Origin of the sequence: Zhongshania aliphaticivorans, assembly GCF_902705855.1 — a bacterium.
GTDB lineage: Bacteria > Pseudomonadota > Gammaproteobacteria > Pseudomonadales > Spongiibacteraceae > Spongiibacter > Spongiibacter aliphaticivorans_B.
Genome location: NZ_CACSIJ010000001.1, coordinates 66,961 through 83,533, shown reverse-complemented (window position 1 = coordinate 83,533; position 16,573 = coordinate 66,961). Strand labels below are relative to the sequence as shown.

21 protein-coding genes and 3 tRNA genes are annotated in these 16,573 nt (G+C 48.3%); 19 read left to right on the top strand and 5 right to left on the bottom strand.

What is annotated here, in order from left to right; translation table 11 throughout:
* Positions 1-10 precede the first annotated feature (10 nt).
* A complete protein-coding gene (folE, locus tag GVJ32_RS00370; protein WP_159238079.1) occupies positions 11-553 on the bottom strand; it encodes a GTP cyclohydrolase I FolE in 543 nt (180 codons plus the stop codon).
* Between the two features lie 177 nt (positions 554-730).
* Here folE and prmB point away from each other — a divergent pair, with 177 nt between their 5' ends.
* The 5 genes from prmB (at position 731) to GVJ32_RS00345 (ending at position 4,761) form a co-directional block, all read left to right on the top strand.
* Positions 731-1,648 (top strand): 50S ribosomal protein L3 N(5)-glutamine methyltransferase, encoded by a 918-nt coding sequence (gene prmB, locus GVJ32_RS00365; RefSeq protein WP_159238078.1) that lies wholly within the window; start codon positions 731-733, stop codon positions 1,646-1,648.
* A 77-nt stretch (positions 1,649-1,725) separates the two neighbouring features.
* Positions 1,726-2,826, top strand: a complete 1,101-nt coding sequence (gene aroC / locus GVJ32_RS00360) for a chorismate synthase (RefSeq protein ID WP_159238077.1) — start codon at positions 1,726-1,728, stop codon at positions 2,824-2,826.
* 6 nt (positions 2,827-2,832) lie between these two features.
* Positions 2,833-3,993 (top strand): MFS transporter, encoded by a 1,161-nt coding sequence (locus GVJ32_RS00355; RefSeq protein WP_159238076.1) that lies wholly within the window; start codon positions 2,833-2,835, stop codon positions 3,991-3,993.
* Between the two features lie 79 nt (positions 3,994-4,072).
* Entirely contained in the window at positions 4,073-4,504 is a 432-nt protein-coding gene (locus GVJ32_RS00350) for a hypothetical protein (RefSeq protein ID WP_159238075.1), read from the top strand.
* A 44-nt stretch (positions 4,505-4,548) separates the two neighbouring features.
* On the top strand, positions 4,549-4,761 hold the full coding sequence (locus GVJ32_RS00345; RefSeq protein ID WP_159238074.1) for a hypothetical protein: 213 nt from the start codon (positions 4,549-4,551) through the stop codon (positions 4,759-4,761).
* A gap of 11 nt (positions 4,762-4,772) precedes the next feature.
* Here GVJ32_RS00345 and GVJ32_RS00340 read toward each other — a convergent pair whose 3' ends face one another.
* On the bottom strand, positions 4,773-5,288 hold the full coding sequence (locus tag GVJ32_RS00340) for a glycine cleavage system protein R (RefSeq protein WP_159238073.1): 516 nt from the start codon (positions 5,286-5,288) through the stop codon (positions 4,773-4,775).
* Between the two features lie 89 nt (positions 5,289-5,377).
* Here GVJ32_RS00340 and GVJ32_RS00335 point away from each other — a divergent pair, with 89 nt between their 5' ends.
* The 4 genes from GVJ32_RS00335 to tusA are packed head-to-tail and all read left to right on the top strand — an operon-like array spanning position 5,378 to position 7,047.
* Positions 5,378-5,689: an MTH1187 family thiamine-binding protein gene (locus GVJ32_RS00335; RefSeq protein WP_159238072.1), complete on the top strand. Its 312-nt coding sequence runs from the start codon at positions 5,378-5,380 to the stop codon at positions 5,687-5,689.
* Between the two features lie 29 nt (positions 5,690-5,718).
* The gene (locus GVJ32_RS00330) at positions 5,719-6,543 is read left to right on the top strand and encodes a class I SAM-dependent methyltransferase (RefSeq protein WP_159238071.1); all 825 of its coding nucleotides are present in this window, start codon (positions 5,719-5,721) and stop codon (positions 6,541-6,543) included.
* Positions 6,536-6,754, top strand: a complete 219-nt coding sequence (locus GVJ32_RS00325) for a YheU family protein (protein ID WP_103684648.1) — start codon at positions 6,536-6,538, stop codon at positions 6,752-6,754. Before GVJ32_RS00330 ends, GVJ32_RS00325 begins: the two co-directional genes overlap by 8 nt.
* Positions 6,755-6,813: 59 nt before the next feature.
* Complete coding sequence (tusA, locus tag GVJ32_RS00320) at positions 6,814-7,047, top strand: sulfurtransferase TusA (RefSeq protein WP_233208802.1); 234 nt, start codon at positions 6,814-6,816, stop codon at positions 7,045-7,047.
* 13 nt (positions 7,048-7,060) lie between these two features.
* On the opposite strand, the gene GVJ32_RS00315 is transcribed toward tusA, so the two are convergent.
* Positions 7,061-7,738 (bottom strand): hypothetical protein, encoded by a 678-nt coding sequence (locus tag GVJ32_RS00315; RefSeq protein ID WP_148042101.1) that lies wholly within the window; start codon positions 7,736-7,738, stop codon positions 7,061-7,063.
* 176 nt (positions 7,739-7,914) lie between these two features.
* On the opposite strand from GVJ32_RS00315, the gene GVJ32_RS00310 reads away from it, so the two are divergent.
* The 5 genes from GVJ32_RS00310 to GVJ32_RS00290 all read left to right on the top strand — a co-directional run bounded on the left by GVJ32_RS00310 (position 7,915) and on the right by GVJ32_RS00290 (position 12,263).
* Positions 7,915-8,409: a gamma-glutamylcyclotransferase family protein gene (locus GVJ32_RS00310; RefSeq protein ID WP_159238070.1), complete on the top strand. Its 495-nt coding sequence runs from the start codon at positions 7,915-7,917 to the stop codon at positions 8,407-8,409.
* Positions 8,402-8,977, top strand: a complete 576-nt coding sequence (locus GVJ32_RS00305) for an elongation factor P hydroxylase (protein WP_159238069.1) — start codon at positions 8,402-8,404, stop codon at positions 8,975-8,977. The genes GVJ32_RS00310 and GVJ32_RS00305 overlap by 8 nt, the downstream gene beginning before the upstream one ends.
* A gap of 64 nt (positions 8,978-9,041) precedes the next feature.
* Positions 9,042-10,157, top strand: coding sequence for a 4-phosphoerythronate dehydrogenase (locus GVJ32_RS00300; protein ID WP_159238067.1), 1,116 nt, complete (start codon positions 9,042-9,044; stop codon positions 10,155-10,157).
* A 53-nt stretch (positions 10,158-10,210) separates the two neighbouring features.
* Positions 10,211-11,350: an ATP-NAD kinase family protein gene (locus tag GVJ32_RS00295; RefSeq protein WP_159238065.1), complete on the top strand. Its 1,140-nt coding sequence runs from the start codon at positions 10,211-10,213 to the stop codon at positions 11,348-11,350.
* Positions 11,343-12,263, top strand: a complete 921-nt coding sequence (locus GVJ32_RS00290) for a class I SAM-dependent methyltransferase (RefSeq protein WP_159238063.1) — start codon at positions 11,343-11,345, stop codon at positions 12,261-12,263. The genes GVJ32_RS00295 and GVJ32_RS00290 overlap by 8 nt, the downstream gene beginning before the upstream one ends.
* Positions 12,264-12,310: 47 nt before the next feature.
* Here the strand turns inward: GVJ32_RS00290 and GVJ32_RS00285 are convergent, their stop codons facing one another.
* Positions 12,311-13,549 carry a pyridoxal phosphate-dependent aminotransferase gene (locus GVJ32_RS00285; protein WP_159238061.1) on the bottom strand — a complete coding sequence of 413 codons (1,239 nt, stop codon included), beginning with the start codon at positions 13,547-13,549 and terminating at the stop codon, positions 12,311-12,313.
* A 183-nt stretch (positions 13,550-13,732) separates the two neighbouring features.
* Between GVJ32_RS00285 and msrB the strand changes: the two genes are divergently transcribed.
* The 4 genes from msrB (at position 13,733) to GVJ32_RS00265 (ending at position 14,860) form a co-directional block, all read left to right on the top strand.
* Positions 13,733-14,131, top strand: coding sequence for a peptide-methionine (R)-S-oxide reductase MsrB (gene msrB, locus GVJ32_RS00280; protein WP_159238059.1), 399 nt, complete (start codon positions 13,733-13,735; stop codon positions 14,129-14,131).
* 156 nt (positions 14,132-14,287) lie between these two features.
* Positions 14,288-14,363 (top strand) — tRNA-Glu (locus tag GVJ32_RS00275).
* A gap of 175 nt (positions 14,364-14,538) precedes the next feature.
* Positions 14,539-14,614: transfer RNA gene (locus tag GVJ32_RS00270), tRNA-Glu, on the top strand.
* A gap of 170 nt (positions 14,615-14,784) precedes the next feature.
* Positions 14,785-14,860, top strand: a tRNA-Gly gene (locus tag GVJ32_RS00265).
* A gap of 90 nt (positions 14,861-14,950) precedes the next feature.
* Here GVJ32_RS00265 and GVJ32_RS00260 read toward each other — a convergent pair.
* Positions 14,951-15,343 carry a PA2817 family protein gene (locus GVJ32_RS00260; protein WP_159238057.1) on the bottom strand — a complete coding sequence of 131 codons (393 nt, stop codon included), beginning with the start codon at positions 15,341-15,343 and terminating at the stop codon, positions 14,951-14,953.
* 254 nt (positions 15,344-15,597) lie between these two features.
* Here GVJ32_RS00260 and GVJ32_RS00255 point away from each other — a divergent pair, with 254 nt between their 5' ends.
* Entirely contained in the window at positions 15,598-16,512 is a 915-nt protein-coding gene (locus tag GVJ32_RS00255; RefSeq protein WP_159238055.1) for an ABC transporter ATP-binding protein, read from the top strand.
* Positions 16,513-16,573: the final 61 nt, after the last annotated feature.

Sequence of the window (16,573 nt, the reverse complement as noted above, 5' to 3'; positions counted from 1 at the left end):
GAGCAAGAGATTACATACTAATAAGTGACAAAAACTCGGTTCGGGTTGCTTGGTTATCTTTGAAAGCACCGAGCATTGCGCTGGTACGCATAACTGAGTTTTGCTTTTCAACACCGCGCATCATCATGCACATATGTCTTGCTTCAATAATAACGCCCACGCCCTCTGCGCCGGTTACTTCCATCATGGTGTTTGCGATTTGCGTGGTGAGACCTTCTTGAATCTGAAGGCGACGCGCATATAAATCTACAATGCGAGCGACTTTGGAGAGTCCAAGCACTTTTCCTTGAGGGATATAAGCGACGTGGCATTTACCAATAAAGGGGAGCAGGTGGTGTTCGCACAGCGAGTATAGTTCGATGTCGGATACCACAACCATTTCGTTGCAATCGGAGTCAAACAGCGCGTCGTTAACAACATCTTTAACATTGCGGCGATAGCCTTCTGTTAAAAACTCAAACGCTTTTGCTGCGCGGGCTGGGGTGTCTAATAGGCCGTCTCTGGTCGGATCTTCGCCGATTTTTTTAATAATGTCTGCAAACGCCTTTTCCACTGTTTATCCTTCGTGCGCTATTTGGGTGGGGAATGGTAGCAAACCCAAGGTTACATTCCAAACGATCTTCTACCCGATGAATATTAAGAAATTGCAATTTCATCTGTGCATACGTTGAGGGTGAGATTAATGGATCAAGTCGTGTAAAATTGCGTCTTTGAAAATGTGGATGACACTGTGAGCCAAACTCAAGATATCAGTAACGAGCTTTTTAGCCTTCGCGATTACCTGCGCTGGGGGATAAGCGAATTTGGCCGCGCTGGCTTGTTCTTCGGCCACGGCACAGATAACGCCTATGACGAAGCGCGGGTGTTGATTAGCCATGTTCTTAATTTGCCCTTCGATTTTGCCGATGATTTACTCGACGCCCGATTAACCAAGGCGGAGCGCGAGTCGATATTATCGCTTTTGGAGCGTCGCATTAATGAGCGCCTGCCGGCTGCTTATTTAACCCGCGAGGCGTGGTTTGCAGGTCTGTCTTTTTATGTGGACGAGCGGGTATTGGTGCCACGCTCACCAATCGCGGAGTTAATAGGCCAAGGCTTTGAACCCTGGCTGGGTGGTAGCTATCCCCAGCGAATTCTCGATCTGTGTACGGGTAGCGGCTGTATCGGCATTGCCTGCGCCTATCAATTTGAGGACGCCGCGGTAGATTTAGCTGATATTTCGCTGGATGCTATCAATGTTGCTGACATTAATATTGCCCGCCACGATCTGTCTGAGCGTGTTAGGGCCGTACAATCTGATGTGTTTGAGTGGTTGGCGGGGGAGCGTTACGACCTTATTGTTAGTAATCCACCCTATGTTGACGCGGAAGATTTGGCCGATATGCCCGAAGAATACCATCGTGAACCCGCGCTTGGTTTGGCCTCAGGGCCCGATGGTTTAGATATTACCCGCCAAATTTTACGGCATGCGGCTGACTACTTAAATCCCAATGGCATATTGGTGGTGGAAGTTGGGAATAGCTGCGTCGCTTTAGACGAGGCCTTCCCGATGGTTCCCTTTATGTGGTTAGAGTTTGAGCGGGGTGGTCACGGCGTGTTTGTGATGACCCGCGAGCAATTGCTTGAGTATGTAGACAGTTTTTTGTGAGTGTCTGACTGTATTCCACGTTTGCCGTATAATCCGCCGTCAGATCGGCCTTAATTAAAGTAGATTCAGGAAACCTCATGTCAGGTAATAGCATCGGTAAATTGTTTACAGTCACTACTTTCGGTGAGAGTCACGGACTCGCCCTAGGTGCCATTATTGATGGTTGCCCACCGGGAATAGACATTTGTGAGGAAGATTTACAGATTGATTTAGATCGCCGCAAACCTGGCACCTCGCGTTACACCACCCAGCGCCGCGAGGACGACGTGGTTAAAATCATGTCAGGCGTATTTGAGGGGAAAACCACCGGCACCTCTATAGGCCTGATAATTGAGAATACTGATCAACGTTCAAAAGATTACGGCAAAATCAAAGACCGTTTTCGTCCTATGCATGCCGATTATACCTATCAGCAAAAATACGGTTCACGCGACTATCGTGGTGGTGGGCGTTCTTCGGCGCGAGAGACTGCAATGCGGGTTGCTGCCGGTGCGGTTGCGAAGAAATATTTGCGGGCACACTGCGGTATTGAGGTGCGCGGATATTTGTCTCAGCTCGGTCCCATTGCGATTGAAAATGTGGATTGGGCGGTGGTTGAAACCAATCCATTCTTTTGCCCAGACGCCAGCAAAATTCCAAGCATGGAAGAGTATATGCAAAAGCTGCGTAAATCGGGTGACTCTGTCGGTGCTAAATTAACTGTTGTGGCCAGCGGTATGCCCGTGGGTTTGGGGGAGCCGGTTTTTGACCGTTTAGATGCCGACATCGCCCATGCCCTAATGGGAATAAATGCAGTAAAGGGTGTCGAAATTGGTGCAGGATTTGATTGTGTTGATGCGCTTGGCAGTACCCATCGCGATGAATTAACCCCTGAGGGTTTTACCTCGAATAATGCCGGCGGTATTCTTGGTGGTATTTCTAGCGGCCAAGATTTGGTTGCGCACCTTGCCTTAAAGCCAACCTCGAGTATTTTGGTGCCTGGTAAAACCGTCGACCTTGACGGTAATCCTGTTGAGGTGATTACCACTGGTCGCCATGATCCCTGTGTAGGGATTCGCGCTGTTCCGATTGCTGAGGCGATGGTTGCCATTGTATTAATGGATCACTTGCTGAGGAATCGCGGGCAAAATGCCAATGTGCGTTCCAGCACCCCAGTCATTCCCGCCGCCACGTCTTAATTCAATATGGCGGCTGCGGTGCCGTATTGGCGCTTATCAGGTTTCTATTTTTGCTATTTTGCGCTACTAGGAACCTGGGTACCTTATTGGGCCCTGTATTTAAAATCCCTAAATTTCAGTTCTGAAGAAATTGGTATTCTGTCGGCCCTCGTTATGGCGACGAAGATTGTTGCGCCAAACTTGTGGGGCTGGTTGGCAGACACCTACGGCTATCGCAGTCGCATTATTCGCTATGGGGCTTTTTCTGCGGTGGTCGCCTTCTGTGGCGTATATTTGCGCTCAGATTTCTGGTGGCTTGCGGCGGTTGTTGTCACGTATAGCTTCTTTTGGAATGCGGTGTTAGCCCAATTTGACGTGTTGACCTTGTCGCATTTGGCAGGTCGTTACGGGCGTTATAGTCGTATTCGGGTGTGGGGCTCAATAGGGTTTATTGCAGCAGTGCTCGGCGTGGGTTGGTGGCTAGATCATCATCCTATAGTGCATTTGCTTTACTTAATAACTGCGTTGCTTACGGGAATATGGCTGGCGAGCTTGCTAGTGGCAGAAAAGGACGGTGCTGTGACGAATAAACAGAATCGCCAATCCTTAGGTTCAATTCTGCGGCATCCTGCGGTAATCGCTTTTTTTGCGGTCAGTTTTTTTTTACAACTATCACATGGCCCGTACTACACTTTTTTCAGTATTTATCTTGAGGCGCAGTCTTATTCCAAGTCTGCCATCGGTGTGTACTGGTCGTTGGGCGTTATTGCGGAAGTGCTGCTGTTTATTGGCATGCACCGTGTTTTAGCAGCTTACAGTCTAAGAAATATTGTGTTGTGGAGCCTAGCGCTATCTTGCCTACGCTGGTTGCTTATTGCGTATTTCGTTGAATACCCTTGGGTGCTTTTTATCGCACAGTGTTTACATGCGGCAAGTTTTGGGAGTTATCACGCTGCTGGAATAGAATTTATTAGGCAATATTTTACCGGTCACCATGGCCAGGGCATGGCTTTGTATAGCGGCTTAAGTTTTGGCTTGGGTGGCGCAGTAGGGGCTGTCTTAAGTGGCTGGGCTTGGGATTTTAGCGGTGTGTTATGTTTTGTCGCAGCGGCTGTTGCAGCGGCCGCCGCGTTTTTGATTGCATGGCGATATCTCCATTTACCATCAGATAGTGCTAGCAAGGCCTAGTTGAGCGTGGGAAATAATGACTGGCTGATAACAGACAGCTTTTGTAGACTCCCGTAGACATAATAATTTAGGGCTGGCTATGGCACAGGAATCGGTAGTTTATGGTTGTATTACAGATATGTTGTTTGCGCGTAGTAAGGCAGATGTTGCGGAGCGACGCGACAATAATCAACTCGTAACGGCATCACTACCCGCGTCGGAAGATTGGCCTTTGCTGTGTCGCGAAATGTTTTCGGCACCGCGTCCCGCAATAGATTTCGGCGATTGCCAAACCGACGTGATCCACTTTGGTAGTTCCTACAAGGCCATTGAGCATGAGTGGGATGAATGGATTAAACACTTTGAAAATATGCTACATAAAATGTATTGGGTAACGGCAACCGTGCATTTACAAACTGCTTATAACGGCACCCATACATTTGTGTGGCAGGCGGAGGATGAATGCCATGTGCCGGGGCAGGGTGGCGGGCGTCTGCGCTGTGAGTGGGTGCGGGAAGATACCTTAGGGTGAATACAGTAAACGTATATTAATGCAGGATTAGGCGGTAAAGCTACGTGGTAAATCAGTATATAAAGGCATATAAGCACTATCGAACACCGGTATTAGCGGTGTTAGCAACAGTGATGTTGGTATGCTCTGCGGTGTGGAGCTTTGACGTACCCTGGCGGGAGATTGCTGAGTATTTTTTACTTTGCGTATTGGGCGTGGGCTTTTTGGCGCTGCTCGCGGCAGCGCTGGTCTTTACTATTCATAAAATCCGCGGATAAACAATTAAGGTTTAACTCAAAACAATATCGATGCTGAGTTGCTCTGCGATGGTGTCTAAACTGTCCTCAAGTTCGTCAACATCGCAGCCAAGAGGTATTTCCGCGCTAACATGCGCCTCAAATAAGGCATCGCCACTCATCGCTGCACTGGTAATATTGGAGCTCATCTCTACGACATTGATTTGCTGCTGTTTTAGGGCTCGGCTGACCTCGCGAACGATACCTGGGCGGTCGTTACCAAGAATATGTAATTTACAGATTTTGGGCTTGCTGGCCACTGATGTGGCCTGCCCAGCCTGGATATTTATAGTTAAGCCTTCAATATTGAGGCTCAAGAGGGCATGGCTGAGTTCATCGACTTTACTTTCAGGAACGGTGACCCGAGCAATTCCGGCAAACTGGCCTGCTAGCTGGGTCATGCGGCTTTCTAGCCAGTTTCCTTGATGGTCTGCGACTACGTCAGCCAACCGTTCAACTAGCCCGGGACGATCCAGCCCCAAAAAGGTAAAGACAAGAGAGTTGTTCACGGTGTCGTCCTTATTCTACGTTGGTAGTGTTAGATTATGGTATTAGCATACTACGACTGTATGGCGGCAGACAGACTTAGGAGCACAACATGAAAGTGATTGTGGATTTTTGTATTACGCCCTTGAATGTTGGCGCCTCTTTGACGCCCTATATAGCGGAGTGCCAATTGATCATTGCGGATATGGGCTTGGCGCATCAATTACATGCTTACGGTACTAATATTGAGGGGGAGTGGGAGATCGTCATGGAGTCGATTAAGCGCTGTCATGCACGCTTACACGAAATGGGTGTGCCAAGGCTGTCTACTCAGCTGAAAATTGGCACTCGCACTGACCGAGAACAAACTATGTTGGAAAAAGTCGAACATGTACGCACTTTTTTGACGGAACAATCCGTATGATCAGTGGCAAAAGCCAAAAGGGGATAAAAATGAAGTTAGCTACTGTACCGGTTTTGATTTTCTTTCTGTTTTGCGGGGCCGCGAATTCTGCTCCCGCAGTAACAGATTTGAAGTGGGCCGAAGTGTTGGATGCAGAACATCGCAGTGAACAAAACCGCAGCCGCGATCAATATAGAAACCCACTGCAAACCTTAATTTTCTTTGGCGTTCAGCCCTGCGACACTGTCGTTGAGTTATGGCCTGGCGGTGGCGGTTGGTACACCGAAGTGCTGGCGCCTATTGTGAGTGATTGTGGCAAGTTATATACCGCGCAATTTGCTAATGACAGCGATGTGGCATTTTACAGCAAGGCTCGTGCGAGCTTTGAAGCTAAGCTCGCTGCAGCCCCCGCTGTTTATGGCAAGGTCGAGCTGACGACACTGCAGCCACCCAAATATTCAGAGATCGCGCCGGCGGGCACGGCGGATAAGGTGCTAACGTTTCGCAATGTCCATAATTGGTTAAAAGCCGGCGTGGCTGAAGATGTGTTTGCTGCGGCGTTTAAAGCCTTAAAACCTGGCGGTATTTTGGGGGTGGTTGAGCACCGTGCTGACGCGGACGCCTCCTTGGAAGTGATGGTTAGCAGCGGATATGTCTCAGAAAAACAGGTAATCGCTCTTGCTGAATCCGCTGGATTTTTATTGCTCGACAGTAGTGAAATCAATGCCAATAGCAAAGATAATCACCACCACCCGAAAGGGGTGTGGACCTTACCGCCAAGTTTGCGTTTGGGTGATAAGGATCGGGAGAAGTATCTGGCTATTGGTGAAAGTGACCGTATGACCCTTAAGTTTGGTAAGCCCGTACATGAGTGAATATGTAGAAATTCCTTGGCAAAAATTAAGCCCAGAAGCCTTTCAGGGTATGTTAGAAGAGTTAGTCACCCGTGATGGCACTGACTATGGTGAAAGTGAGGTGAGCCTTGAGGTAAAAATCAGTCAGCTTCGCCGCGCCCTAGAAAGTAAAAAAGCGAGCATTGTGTTTAGTCCAGATACTGAGAGCTGGACGGTTGTAGCAAAAGACTAATACGGTGGTAGATGCTCGGGCCAGACTCGGGCATACGTGTACAAATTTGGAGTTTAAGTTTGGCAATTGAGGCTGATCACATTCTAGATACCTGCGGGCTGTTTTGTCCCGAACCGGTAATGATGTTGCACAATAAAATACGGGATATTTCATCGGGCGACGTTCTTAAGGTTGTGGCTACCGATCCTGCGACGACCCGTGATATTCCCAAGTTTTGCGCTTTTCTAGGCCATGAATTAATGGCTCAGGAGGAAGCTTCTGGGGAATATCACTACTATCTTAAGAAGGCCTGATTAAATCGGGCCTTCATGTTAAGAGCTGACTTAGGGCCCGCGTTGCAATTTGGCCGCCGGCTTTGATTTGGTTGGCAATATGATATTGAAAGAAATACCGGAAATTGGCTTCCTGTTGAACTGGGTATAGGCACTCATCGCCGGCGAGAATGGGTGAATGCTGGGCAAGACTTAAATCTGCAACCTGCGCCTCAAGCCTGCCGTCCTTGTGCAGTCGCCAGCTAATTACGGGTTCTAATAAAAACTGCTGATTGTCTCCCAAGAGGGCCGCATGACTGCCGATAAGGTCGGGGATTTCCTGAATTACTGCGGTGGTGCTCGAATAGTGGCTCATCGCATCTAGTGCGGCGAGATGGTGCGGCGGTGTTTCACTAAAATGGCTACCGCTGCGGGGATCGTAATACCCCTGGCTTTGCCCCGACTCGGGGTCGTTTAAGTCTATGCAACGCGAGATCGCGTTTAACCAGGGCAATATCGCAACCGTTTGTCCGTTGGCGAGTCGCGCCCAGCCCAGTATTTTTACCGCATACAATTTATCGCGGCTTAGCGCGTGGTGAGCGTATAGCAAACAAAGACCATCGTATTCTGGCGACACTCTAAGAATTCGATGTTGCTCTGTGCGTGTGGAACGCAGAGGAAAGGGGATTATCTTCGCGGACGAAGGCTTATTACCGTTGTTACGTGGAGCCATAGATCATTCCTCACGTAGCGGGCGGCACATGCCAGCGGATTTTGCAAGCTTGTGGCTAGGACAAAATCTTTCAGGGAAAATCTTATTTGAAACCCGAGCCACTATAAACTCGGTCGCGGCGATGTCCCTTTCTGTTAAAATTACTCTCTGTTTAGCAATTTGCCAAGTGTTTGATAATGACTTCCTGCTATTTTGCCTATGGCTCCAATATGAATCCAGCTCGGATGCGAGCCCGGGGCTTAGAATTTGTTAGCGCCGAGGCGGCGACGCTGCCTAGCTTTCGGCTGGTATTTAATAAGCAGTCGCACTGCAAGCCGACGGTTGCGTATGCCAATATTCAACCCTGCTGCAAAAGTCATGTTGAAGGGGTTCTTTACACACTAAAGAATGTAAATGATTTGAGTTTGATGGATCATTTTGAAGGCACACCGGTTCGCTATAGTCGCGAACGATTTATTGTTCAGGCGCAATCGGGGCCACGCACAACGTGGATTTATATCGCTAATCCGGCGTTTATTAATAGCAACTTATTACCTGAAAGCACTTATTTAGATCATTTACTCGCGGGGCGTGATTTTCTCTCTGCTCAATACCTCAGCATGCTGGCGACTCAGGAGAGTGTGTTAGCTGAGCCCTTATTGGGTGAGCGCGGGCTGTTGCGTAATGCATGAGGCTCTACAGTGTAAAAAGCCAGTGCCAGCGGAGGCTGACATTCTGTGTTCGATATTTGAGTCCTGTTTTGCTGAGTCGATGCGAACCCGATTGGTGGGTGGGGGCGAGGAGTCGCTTTACCTGCCGGCGGAGTCCTCTGCGGACTACCATCAGATAATTTTCCGTTCGGATTACGCAGCAAGCGCTTTGCACGAGGTATCCCACTGGTGCATCGCTGGTGAGCGTCGACGGCAACAACTTGATTATGGCTATTGGTACGAACCTGACGGGCGCAGCATGGCTCAGCAGCGTGTTTTTGAATCTGTCGAGGCGCGGCCACAGGCCCTAGAGTGGCTCTTTAGCGTGGCGGCGGGACGTCAATTTCAAGTTAGTATAGATAATTTGAATGGCGATCCCATTGATCCGTTTCCATTTCAACTTGTGGTATGGCAGGTTGCTCAATGCTATCTGGCGAACGGCTTACCGCCTAGGGCAGCAATCTTCTGGCGGGCCTTGCAAAGTTACTACGTTTTGCCAGAGGCAGAAGATCCAATGCGCTACACTCTTGATCATTTAATTTATTTTTAAATCAATATGCTAGCTATAATAGTTAATCTAGATTGTTAGATTTTTAGCGAGGGGTCACGTAGTATTGAGAATTTTAGTGGACGAGAATATTCCGGCTGCAGTTGCTTGTTTTTCACAATTTGGCGATGTTCAACAAATCAGCGGCAGGCAATTAAGCAGGGCTGATATTGGGGGGGCAGAAGTACTTATTGTACGTTCGGTCACCAAGGTCAATGCGGCATTGCTGGCTGGAACCGCTGTTCGTTTTGTTGGTTCAACTACCATTGGCACGGATCATCTTGACCTCAAATATTTAGCCGCAAATGAAATAAAGACCTGCAATGCACCAGGCTCCAATACGGAGTCGGTGGTTGATTATGTGATCAGCGCTATTTGCAGTTGCGACAATTTGCTTGAGCGTTTATTAGGCGGTGAGCGTGTTGGCATTATTGGCTATGGTAATGTCGGGCGGCGATTGGGACAGCGTTTAAGTGCCTTAGGCATCAATTGGAAGGCCTATGACCCTTTGCTTGACCAAGCAATAGAAGGCTTATCTACCTTAGATACGGTGATGAGCAGCAGTTTAGTGTGCTTGCATACACCGCTGACCCGAGACGGAGAATATCCTAGTTATCATATGCTTGGGCTTGATCGCTTAAGGGGCATGCCTGCTAATGCTGTATTTTTAAATGCGGGGAGGGGCGAGGCTGTTGCCACGGAGGTGTTGCTGTCCTTGTGTGAGCAGCGCCCAGATATCAAATTAGTACTTGATGTTTGGGAGAGCGAGCCTAGTTTTTCAGTTAATCTCGCATCGCGTTGTCACATCGCTACCCCCCATATCGCGGGATATAGTGCCGACGGGAAATTAACGGGTTTGAAGATGGTTGCATCGGAATTGGCTGAATTCCTCGGTGTCAATTTATTACCTTTTGCTGTTCTTTCCTCGATGGCTGATAGCGCGGAAATACTGTGTGATGGCGCTAATGAGGCTCATTTTGTCAGGAGTGTCGTTGCATCCGTATACGATGTGATGGAGGACGACAAGCGTTTTCGTGGAATTATAGACTGCAATGCAAGGGGGCAAGAGTTTGATTTGTTGCGTAAGAACTATCCTGTTCGCCGCGAGCTGGCCTATAGTTCATTAACAAGCACAAAGCCTAAATTTTCGGCGATTCTTAAGGCGCTGCAAAGTGGTCGTTAAGCGATTTGAGTGTCAGAGTCAGGGTGTTGCCTTTAATTTAAGTAAGGGTGCTTATGTTTAAACTAGGATTAATTGTTAATCCAGTTGCGGGGCTAGGTGGCCCCTTGGCCATGAAGGGTAGCGATGGCCTTGATGTAAGCGTGGTTCGTGATAGCGATCGCGGCCGAGCCGGCACCCGCGCCCTGCGGTGTTTGGCGAAAATATCTGAAAAAGTAGCGACCAAGGTCACTGTGTTTGGATTTGAAGGCGATATGTCCGCGCAAAATGCAGGGGCTAGAGAGGTGGTGGGGCTGCCCTTTGTGTCGGTCGGTTGCCCTGATTCTGCGTGTCAAACTACAAGTAGCGATACCCAAAGCGCGGCATTGGCCTTGTCAGCAGCCGGTGTTGATTTGCTACTGTTTGTTGGGGGTGATGGCACAGCGCGGGATATATGCAGTGCCATCGGGGTAAGTGTTCCCTGTTTAGGTGTGCCCGCAGGTGTGAAAATGCATTCGGGAGTGTATGCGGTAAGCCCTGAAAGCGCAGCCGATATAGTGTTAGCACTGATTTCCGGTGGCTTGGTTGAGCTTGGCGAAGGCGAAGTCCGCGATATTGATGAAGAGGCATTCAGAGCGGGCGTGGTGCGATCAAAATATTTTGGTGAGCTGTTGGTGCCAAGCATTGGCGGCTTTCTGCAGCATGTTAAATCGGGCGGCCGTGAGCAAGAGGAGCTGGTTCTGGCGGATATTGCGGATCATATTATCGAGGGTATGGAGCCGGAAACCCTATACATCGTTGGTCCAGGGAGTACAACGGCCGCCATTATGATTCAGCTCGGTGTAGGGAATACCTTGTTGGGTTTTGATGCAGTTTTGAATAATAAGCTGATAGCGAGTGATTTAAGCGCAGATCAACTGGCAACTTTAGTTACCGATCACGCCGGCCCCGTAAAAGCAGTTATCACCGCCATTGGTGGCCAGGGGCATATTCTTGGAAGAGGAAATCAGCAATTAACGCCAGCATTGATTCGCGCTATTGGGCGCGAAAATTTCATTGTTATTGCGACCAAAACCAAAATTAGTGGCCTCGATGGGCGACCACTGCTAGTAGACAGTAATGACCTTGCGCTCGATGTGGAGTGGCAGGGCTATATCTCCCTTGTTACCGGTTACCGCGATGTCATTATGTATCGAGTGAGTGCGTCCGGTGATTGATTTTAGCGAGTTCGATAAAGTAACGCATTTTTCTGATTGGCAGTTGTCGGTGGATAGGGGCGCACAACGTCTGTTTCATGGTCGTGGGCAATGTTATCCAGACTTCGAATTTTTCACCGTAGATTATTTTGAACCGCTGTTGTGGATCGTGCTTTACCGAGAGCCAGAGCCGAATTTTTGGGCGCAGTTTTGTGTTGAGCTTCAGGCTCGATTTGCTAATGAGTGTACGTCTGCCATAGTTCAGAAACGATATGAGAATACCCCCTCAACATATTGTTTGTGGGGAGATATTCCTCTTATGCATTACGCGAATGAGGGTGCTTATAGATTTAAGCTAGATTTAAGCCATAAACAAAATATTGGTTACTTCATGGATATGCAGCCGGCGCGGGCATGGCTTGCTCAGCGTGCAGAAGGTCAGCGTGTATTGAATTTGTTCTCTTATACTTGTGCGTTTTCAGTTGCTGCGGAGCAGGCTGGCGCGGCGTCAATTCTTAATATCGACATGAGTAAGCCAGCCCTGTCTGAGGGGCGAGAGAATCACAGGCTTAATCCCGTTGTGAGGGCATCTGAGCTGCGCTTTCTTAGTCACAATATTCTTAAATCGTGGGGGCGACTCAAGAAGCTCGGCCCCTTTGATATTCTTATCTGTGATCCTCCATCGCGGCAGCTTGGCAGCTTCGACGCGATAAATGATTATAAAAAGCTGGTTCGGCAATTTCCCGATTTGCTTCCAGAGGGTGGCGATATTCTCGTGTGCTTAAATGCGCCATATCTAGGTCAGAGGTTCTTAGAAGAGGTGATGGGTGAGTATTGCCCAAACGCTACGTTTGTATCGAGGATTGCGGGACGAGAGGATTTTCCTGAGGCAAGCTCAGATGCTGCATTGAAGGTGCTGCATTATCGGCTTTGACGGGGCGAGAGGCTTGCAGTCGGTGCGGCTGCGAGCCTCTAGAAGGTTTAGGCAGGTTTTTTAAGGGCAAGCTGCTTGCGGTAAGAGGCTAAGAATCTCGCAAAGCGCTCTATTGCATCAGCGAGGTCGATTTTGTTCGGCAAAAATACGATTCTAAGATGATCGGGTTCATGCCAGTTAAAACCGCTGCCTTGCACCAGCAGAATTTTCTCCTGATTCAGCAGGTCTAGTACCAGTTGTTCGTCATCTTTTACTGGGTATATTTCCGGATCTAAGCGCGGAAACATGTATATAGCACCTGCCGGCTTGGTACAGCTTACGCCGGGGATTTCATTCAACATCTTATGAGCCAGATCGCGCTGCTCTAATAGTCGCCCGCCAGGCAAAATAAGTTCGTTTATGCTTTGGTAACCGCCCAGTGCCGTTTGAATGGCGTGCTGAGCAGGTACGTTGGCGCAGAGTCGCATAGACGAAAGAATGTTTAGGCCTTCGATATAGTCTGTTGCCCGATCTTTTGCACCAGAAACAATAAGCCAGCCGCTACGGAAGCCTGCAAGTCGGTAGGCCTTAGATAAGCCATTAAAGGTTAAGCACAGAATATCAGCCTTTAGGCTACCGATAGGGATATGAACGGCGTCATCAAATAGGATTTTGCTGTAAATTTCGTCGGCGAACACCACAAGGTTGTGTGCTTCCGCAATGGCAACAAGCTGCTCTAACATTTCTCGGCTGTATACCGCGCCGGTAGGGTTGTTTGGGTTGATGATGACAATGGCTTTGGTGTTTGGCGTGATTTTGTTCACAATGTCGTCGATAGACGGCTGCCAGCCATTATCTTCGTCACAGAGATAATGAACGGGGGTCGCGCCTGATAATGATACTACTGCAGTCCACAGAGGGTAATCGGGGGCAGGGATAAGTACCTCGTCACCTTGATTAAGCAGTGCTTGGGTTGCCATGCTAATTAGTTCACTGGCACCGTTGCCGAGATAAATATCATTGACGCCGACACCTGGAATGCCGATCTTTTGGCATTCTTGCATGATCGCTTTGCGCGCACTGTAAAGTCCCTTCGAATCGCTATAGCCTTCGCTATCGGGAAGCATGCGAATGACATCTTGGATGATTTCGTCAGGGGCGTTAAAACCGAAAGGTGCAGGGTTACCAATATTCAGTTTAAGAATACGGTGGCCTTCTTCTTCTAATTCATTCGCGCGTTGCAGCACGGGCCCACGTATTTCGTAGCAGACGTTGTTTAATTTTTTCGATTTTAAATGGTGGCTCATTTCCCGCCTTCTTAGCCGGTAAGTACCGGATTTTTAGTGATCAGGTGACCAGCGTAGGCTGACTCCCTGCGTAATTCGTCTTGTGTGCTATTTAATGCGGTATAAACTACTGTGGTATATAGCGCGTAAATAGCCTAGCAGCTAAGTATACGGCTTTGAAGGTAAACAGGTGGAGAGTTATTCGTGGAAAAAGTAGTGAAATCTGAACAAGAATGGCGGGAACTGCTAAGTGATGAGGAGTTTTATGTGTGTCGCCAGAAGGGCACTGAGCGGGCATTTACCGGTGAGTACTATGACGAAAAAACGAGCGGTAGTTATGTTTGCCGCTGTTGTGGGCTCGCATTATTTGCTTCTGATACTAAATATGACTCTGGGTCGGGCTGGCCAAGTTTTTATCAGCCGGTTGCTGACGAGGTTGTCGGGGTTAATCGTGATTCGAGCCATGGCATGATTCGTGAAGAAGTTGTGTGCGCGCGCTGCGAAGCGCATCTGGGTCATGTATTCCCAGATGGGCCAGAGCCGACGGGATTGCGTTACTGTATTAACTCGTTATCTTTACGGCTTGATGATCAGGCTGATTGAAATGTGGCCAATTTGATTGCTAAGTAGTCGATTTCTGAGGTTTTTTTGTTTTTTTAGCGCAAATTGTAAAAAGCGACTTGACGGCGGGCGCTAAGGTTTCTAGAATTCGCGCCACTTTCAGACGTCAAGTGACTCGGAGTCTGGAAGGTTTGCGGCGTCCCCTTCGTCTAGTGGCCTAGGACACTGCCCTTTCACGGCAGTAACAGGGGTTCGAGTCCCCTAGGGGACGCCATTATTTCGCGCTGGTGATGATATCGGCAGCGTTAAAAGAGAAGCAGAGATGCTTCTCTTTTTTTTTGTTATTTATCCTTGATTTAGTGTTAAATTGGCCTTGACGGGGTGGGGGAGTCACACTAGAATTGCGCCCTCTTTCAGGGACAGCAATATTGCCCTGAAAGGCTCGCGGCGTCCCCTTCGTCTAGTGGCCTAGGACACTGCCCTTTCACGGCAGTAACAGGGGTTCGAGTCCCCTAGGGGACGCCAATTTCTACGCTACAGCGCGTAGAATGCTGTCAGATAAATTGCCTGCCACGGCGGTGTTGACAGTTTGAAGAAAACTTTTTATCATGCGCCCCGTCTTGAAGGTGGAAGCAGAAAAGTGTTTTTTATCAAGGCTGTGCGGATATTTTGTGATTAACAAAATTTCGGAATTTGCGGGAATAGCTCAGTTGGTAGAGCGCAACCTTGCCAAGGTTGAGGTCGGGAGTTCGAGCCTCCTTTCCCGCTCCAAATTCTAAAAAGCGAAGCGTCTGCTTCGCTTTTTTTTCGCCGGTAATTTAATCGTTGGTGTTCATTATGTTTTAAGCGACACAAGGTCGCTCAATGCATATTAAAGACTTGTGCGCGTAGATTGCGGTAACTGACGTTTTCGTCCGCCTTATTTAATTCGTAGTAGCGCTCCTCTAACTCTTGGTACTTTTGTATTTCTTCGTCTCCTAAAAAGTGTAGACAATCTCCACCAAAAAACCACAGTAAGTCGCGGTGTACCTGCGGAGTGATGTCAGGGTAGTGGCTGACTATACGATTAATGATCTGCTGTCCAAAGAGTGCGTAATCGTCATTACTGACGAAGCAATCGTCTAGCTGGGCGAATAACTCAAGCAATTCATTGTTACTTTCTTCGCTGTGATTCGGGTGCTGGGTAACTACCTTCGTACATAGCTCGCTGAGTGCGTCATTTAGGTGGCGGTAGTATTCTAGGCGTGTCGTCACTGTAACTCCATTTCTTGTAGATTTAAGACTTTAGTGTATTCCACTGCGTGGGCGTGGCAAAATGAGCGGCTAACAGCAGTTGTTCTCGTCAGTCGATTAGCAAATTCAGTTAATTATATTCTACACGGACGAGCCTTGTTTACGTTTGTGGGCGGCGCTTCACCGTGATTGTTAGGTTAGCCTCATAAATCTATGTGGGTTAAGCGACCAAATTGGTTTCATACACTTAAGCAGCTAAAATTTAGGCAGATACTATGGCAATTGCCCTGCAGATTAAAGGATTGCGTAAAGTCTACGATAATGGCTTTGAGGCTTTAAAAGGCATTGATCTTGAGGTAACTGAGGGTGATTTTTTTGCCCTGCTCGGACCAAATGGTGCGGGTAAGTCGACGACTATCGGTATTGTTTCGTCATTGGTTAAAAAGACTGCGGGTGATGTTCATGTGTTTGGTCATTCCATCCAAACAGATTTAGCCGCAGCAAAGCGTGAAATTGGCGTTGTTCCTCAAGAATTCAACTTCTCTAATTTTGAGACTGTTTGGGATATCGTTGTGAATCAAGCTGGTTATTACGGCTTGAATAGGGCAGTCGCCGGCGAGCGGGCCGAAAAATATCTTAAAAAGTTGGGGCTTTGGGATAAGCGCGATGTAGCCTCGCGGATGTTGTCCGGTGGTATGAAACGACGCTTGATGATTGCTCGTGCCCTTATTCACGAACCCCGGCTCTTGATTCTGGATGAGCCAACGGCGGGCGTCGATATTGAATTGCGGCGATCTATGTGGGAGTTCCTGACAGAGATTAATCGAAGCGGAACTACCATTATTCTAACTACCCATTATCTAGAAGAGGCGGAGAGCTTATGCCGCCATATCGCTATTATAGATGGCGGTAATATCGTAGAAAACACTAGCATGAAGGCTTTGCTGCGACAGCTTCAAAAAGAGGTGTTTATTTTAGATACCCCAGAGGTGATCACTCCGGATTTGGTGGTGGAAGGTTTTGATACGCGTTATATCGACGAGCATATGTTTGAGCTAGTGCTTAAAAAAGGCAGTTCGCTGAACGAGGTTTTCGCTGCATTAAACAAGCAAGGCTTAGTGATTAGTAGTATGCGTAATAAAGCGAATCGCTTGGAAGAGCTGTTTGTGGGTTTGCTGAACGCAAAGTAAATCTGGCGTTGTGGTTTTGATTCCGCCGACGATAACTGGCGCTGAATAGATGGAGTTTCGA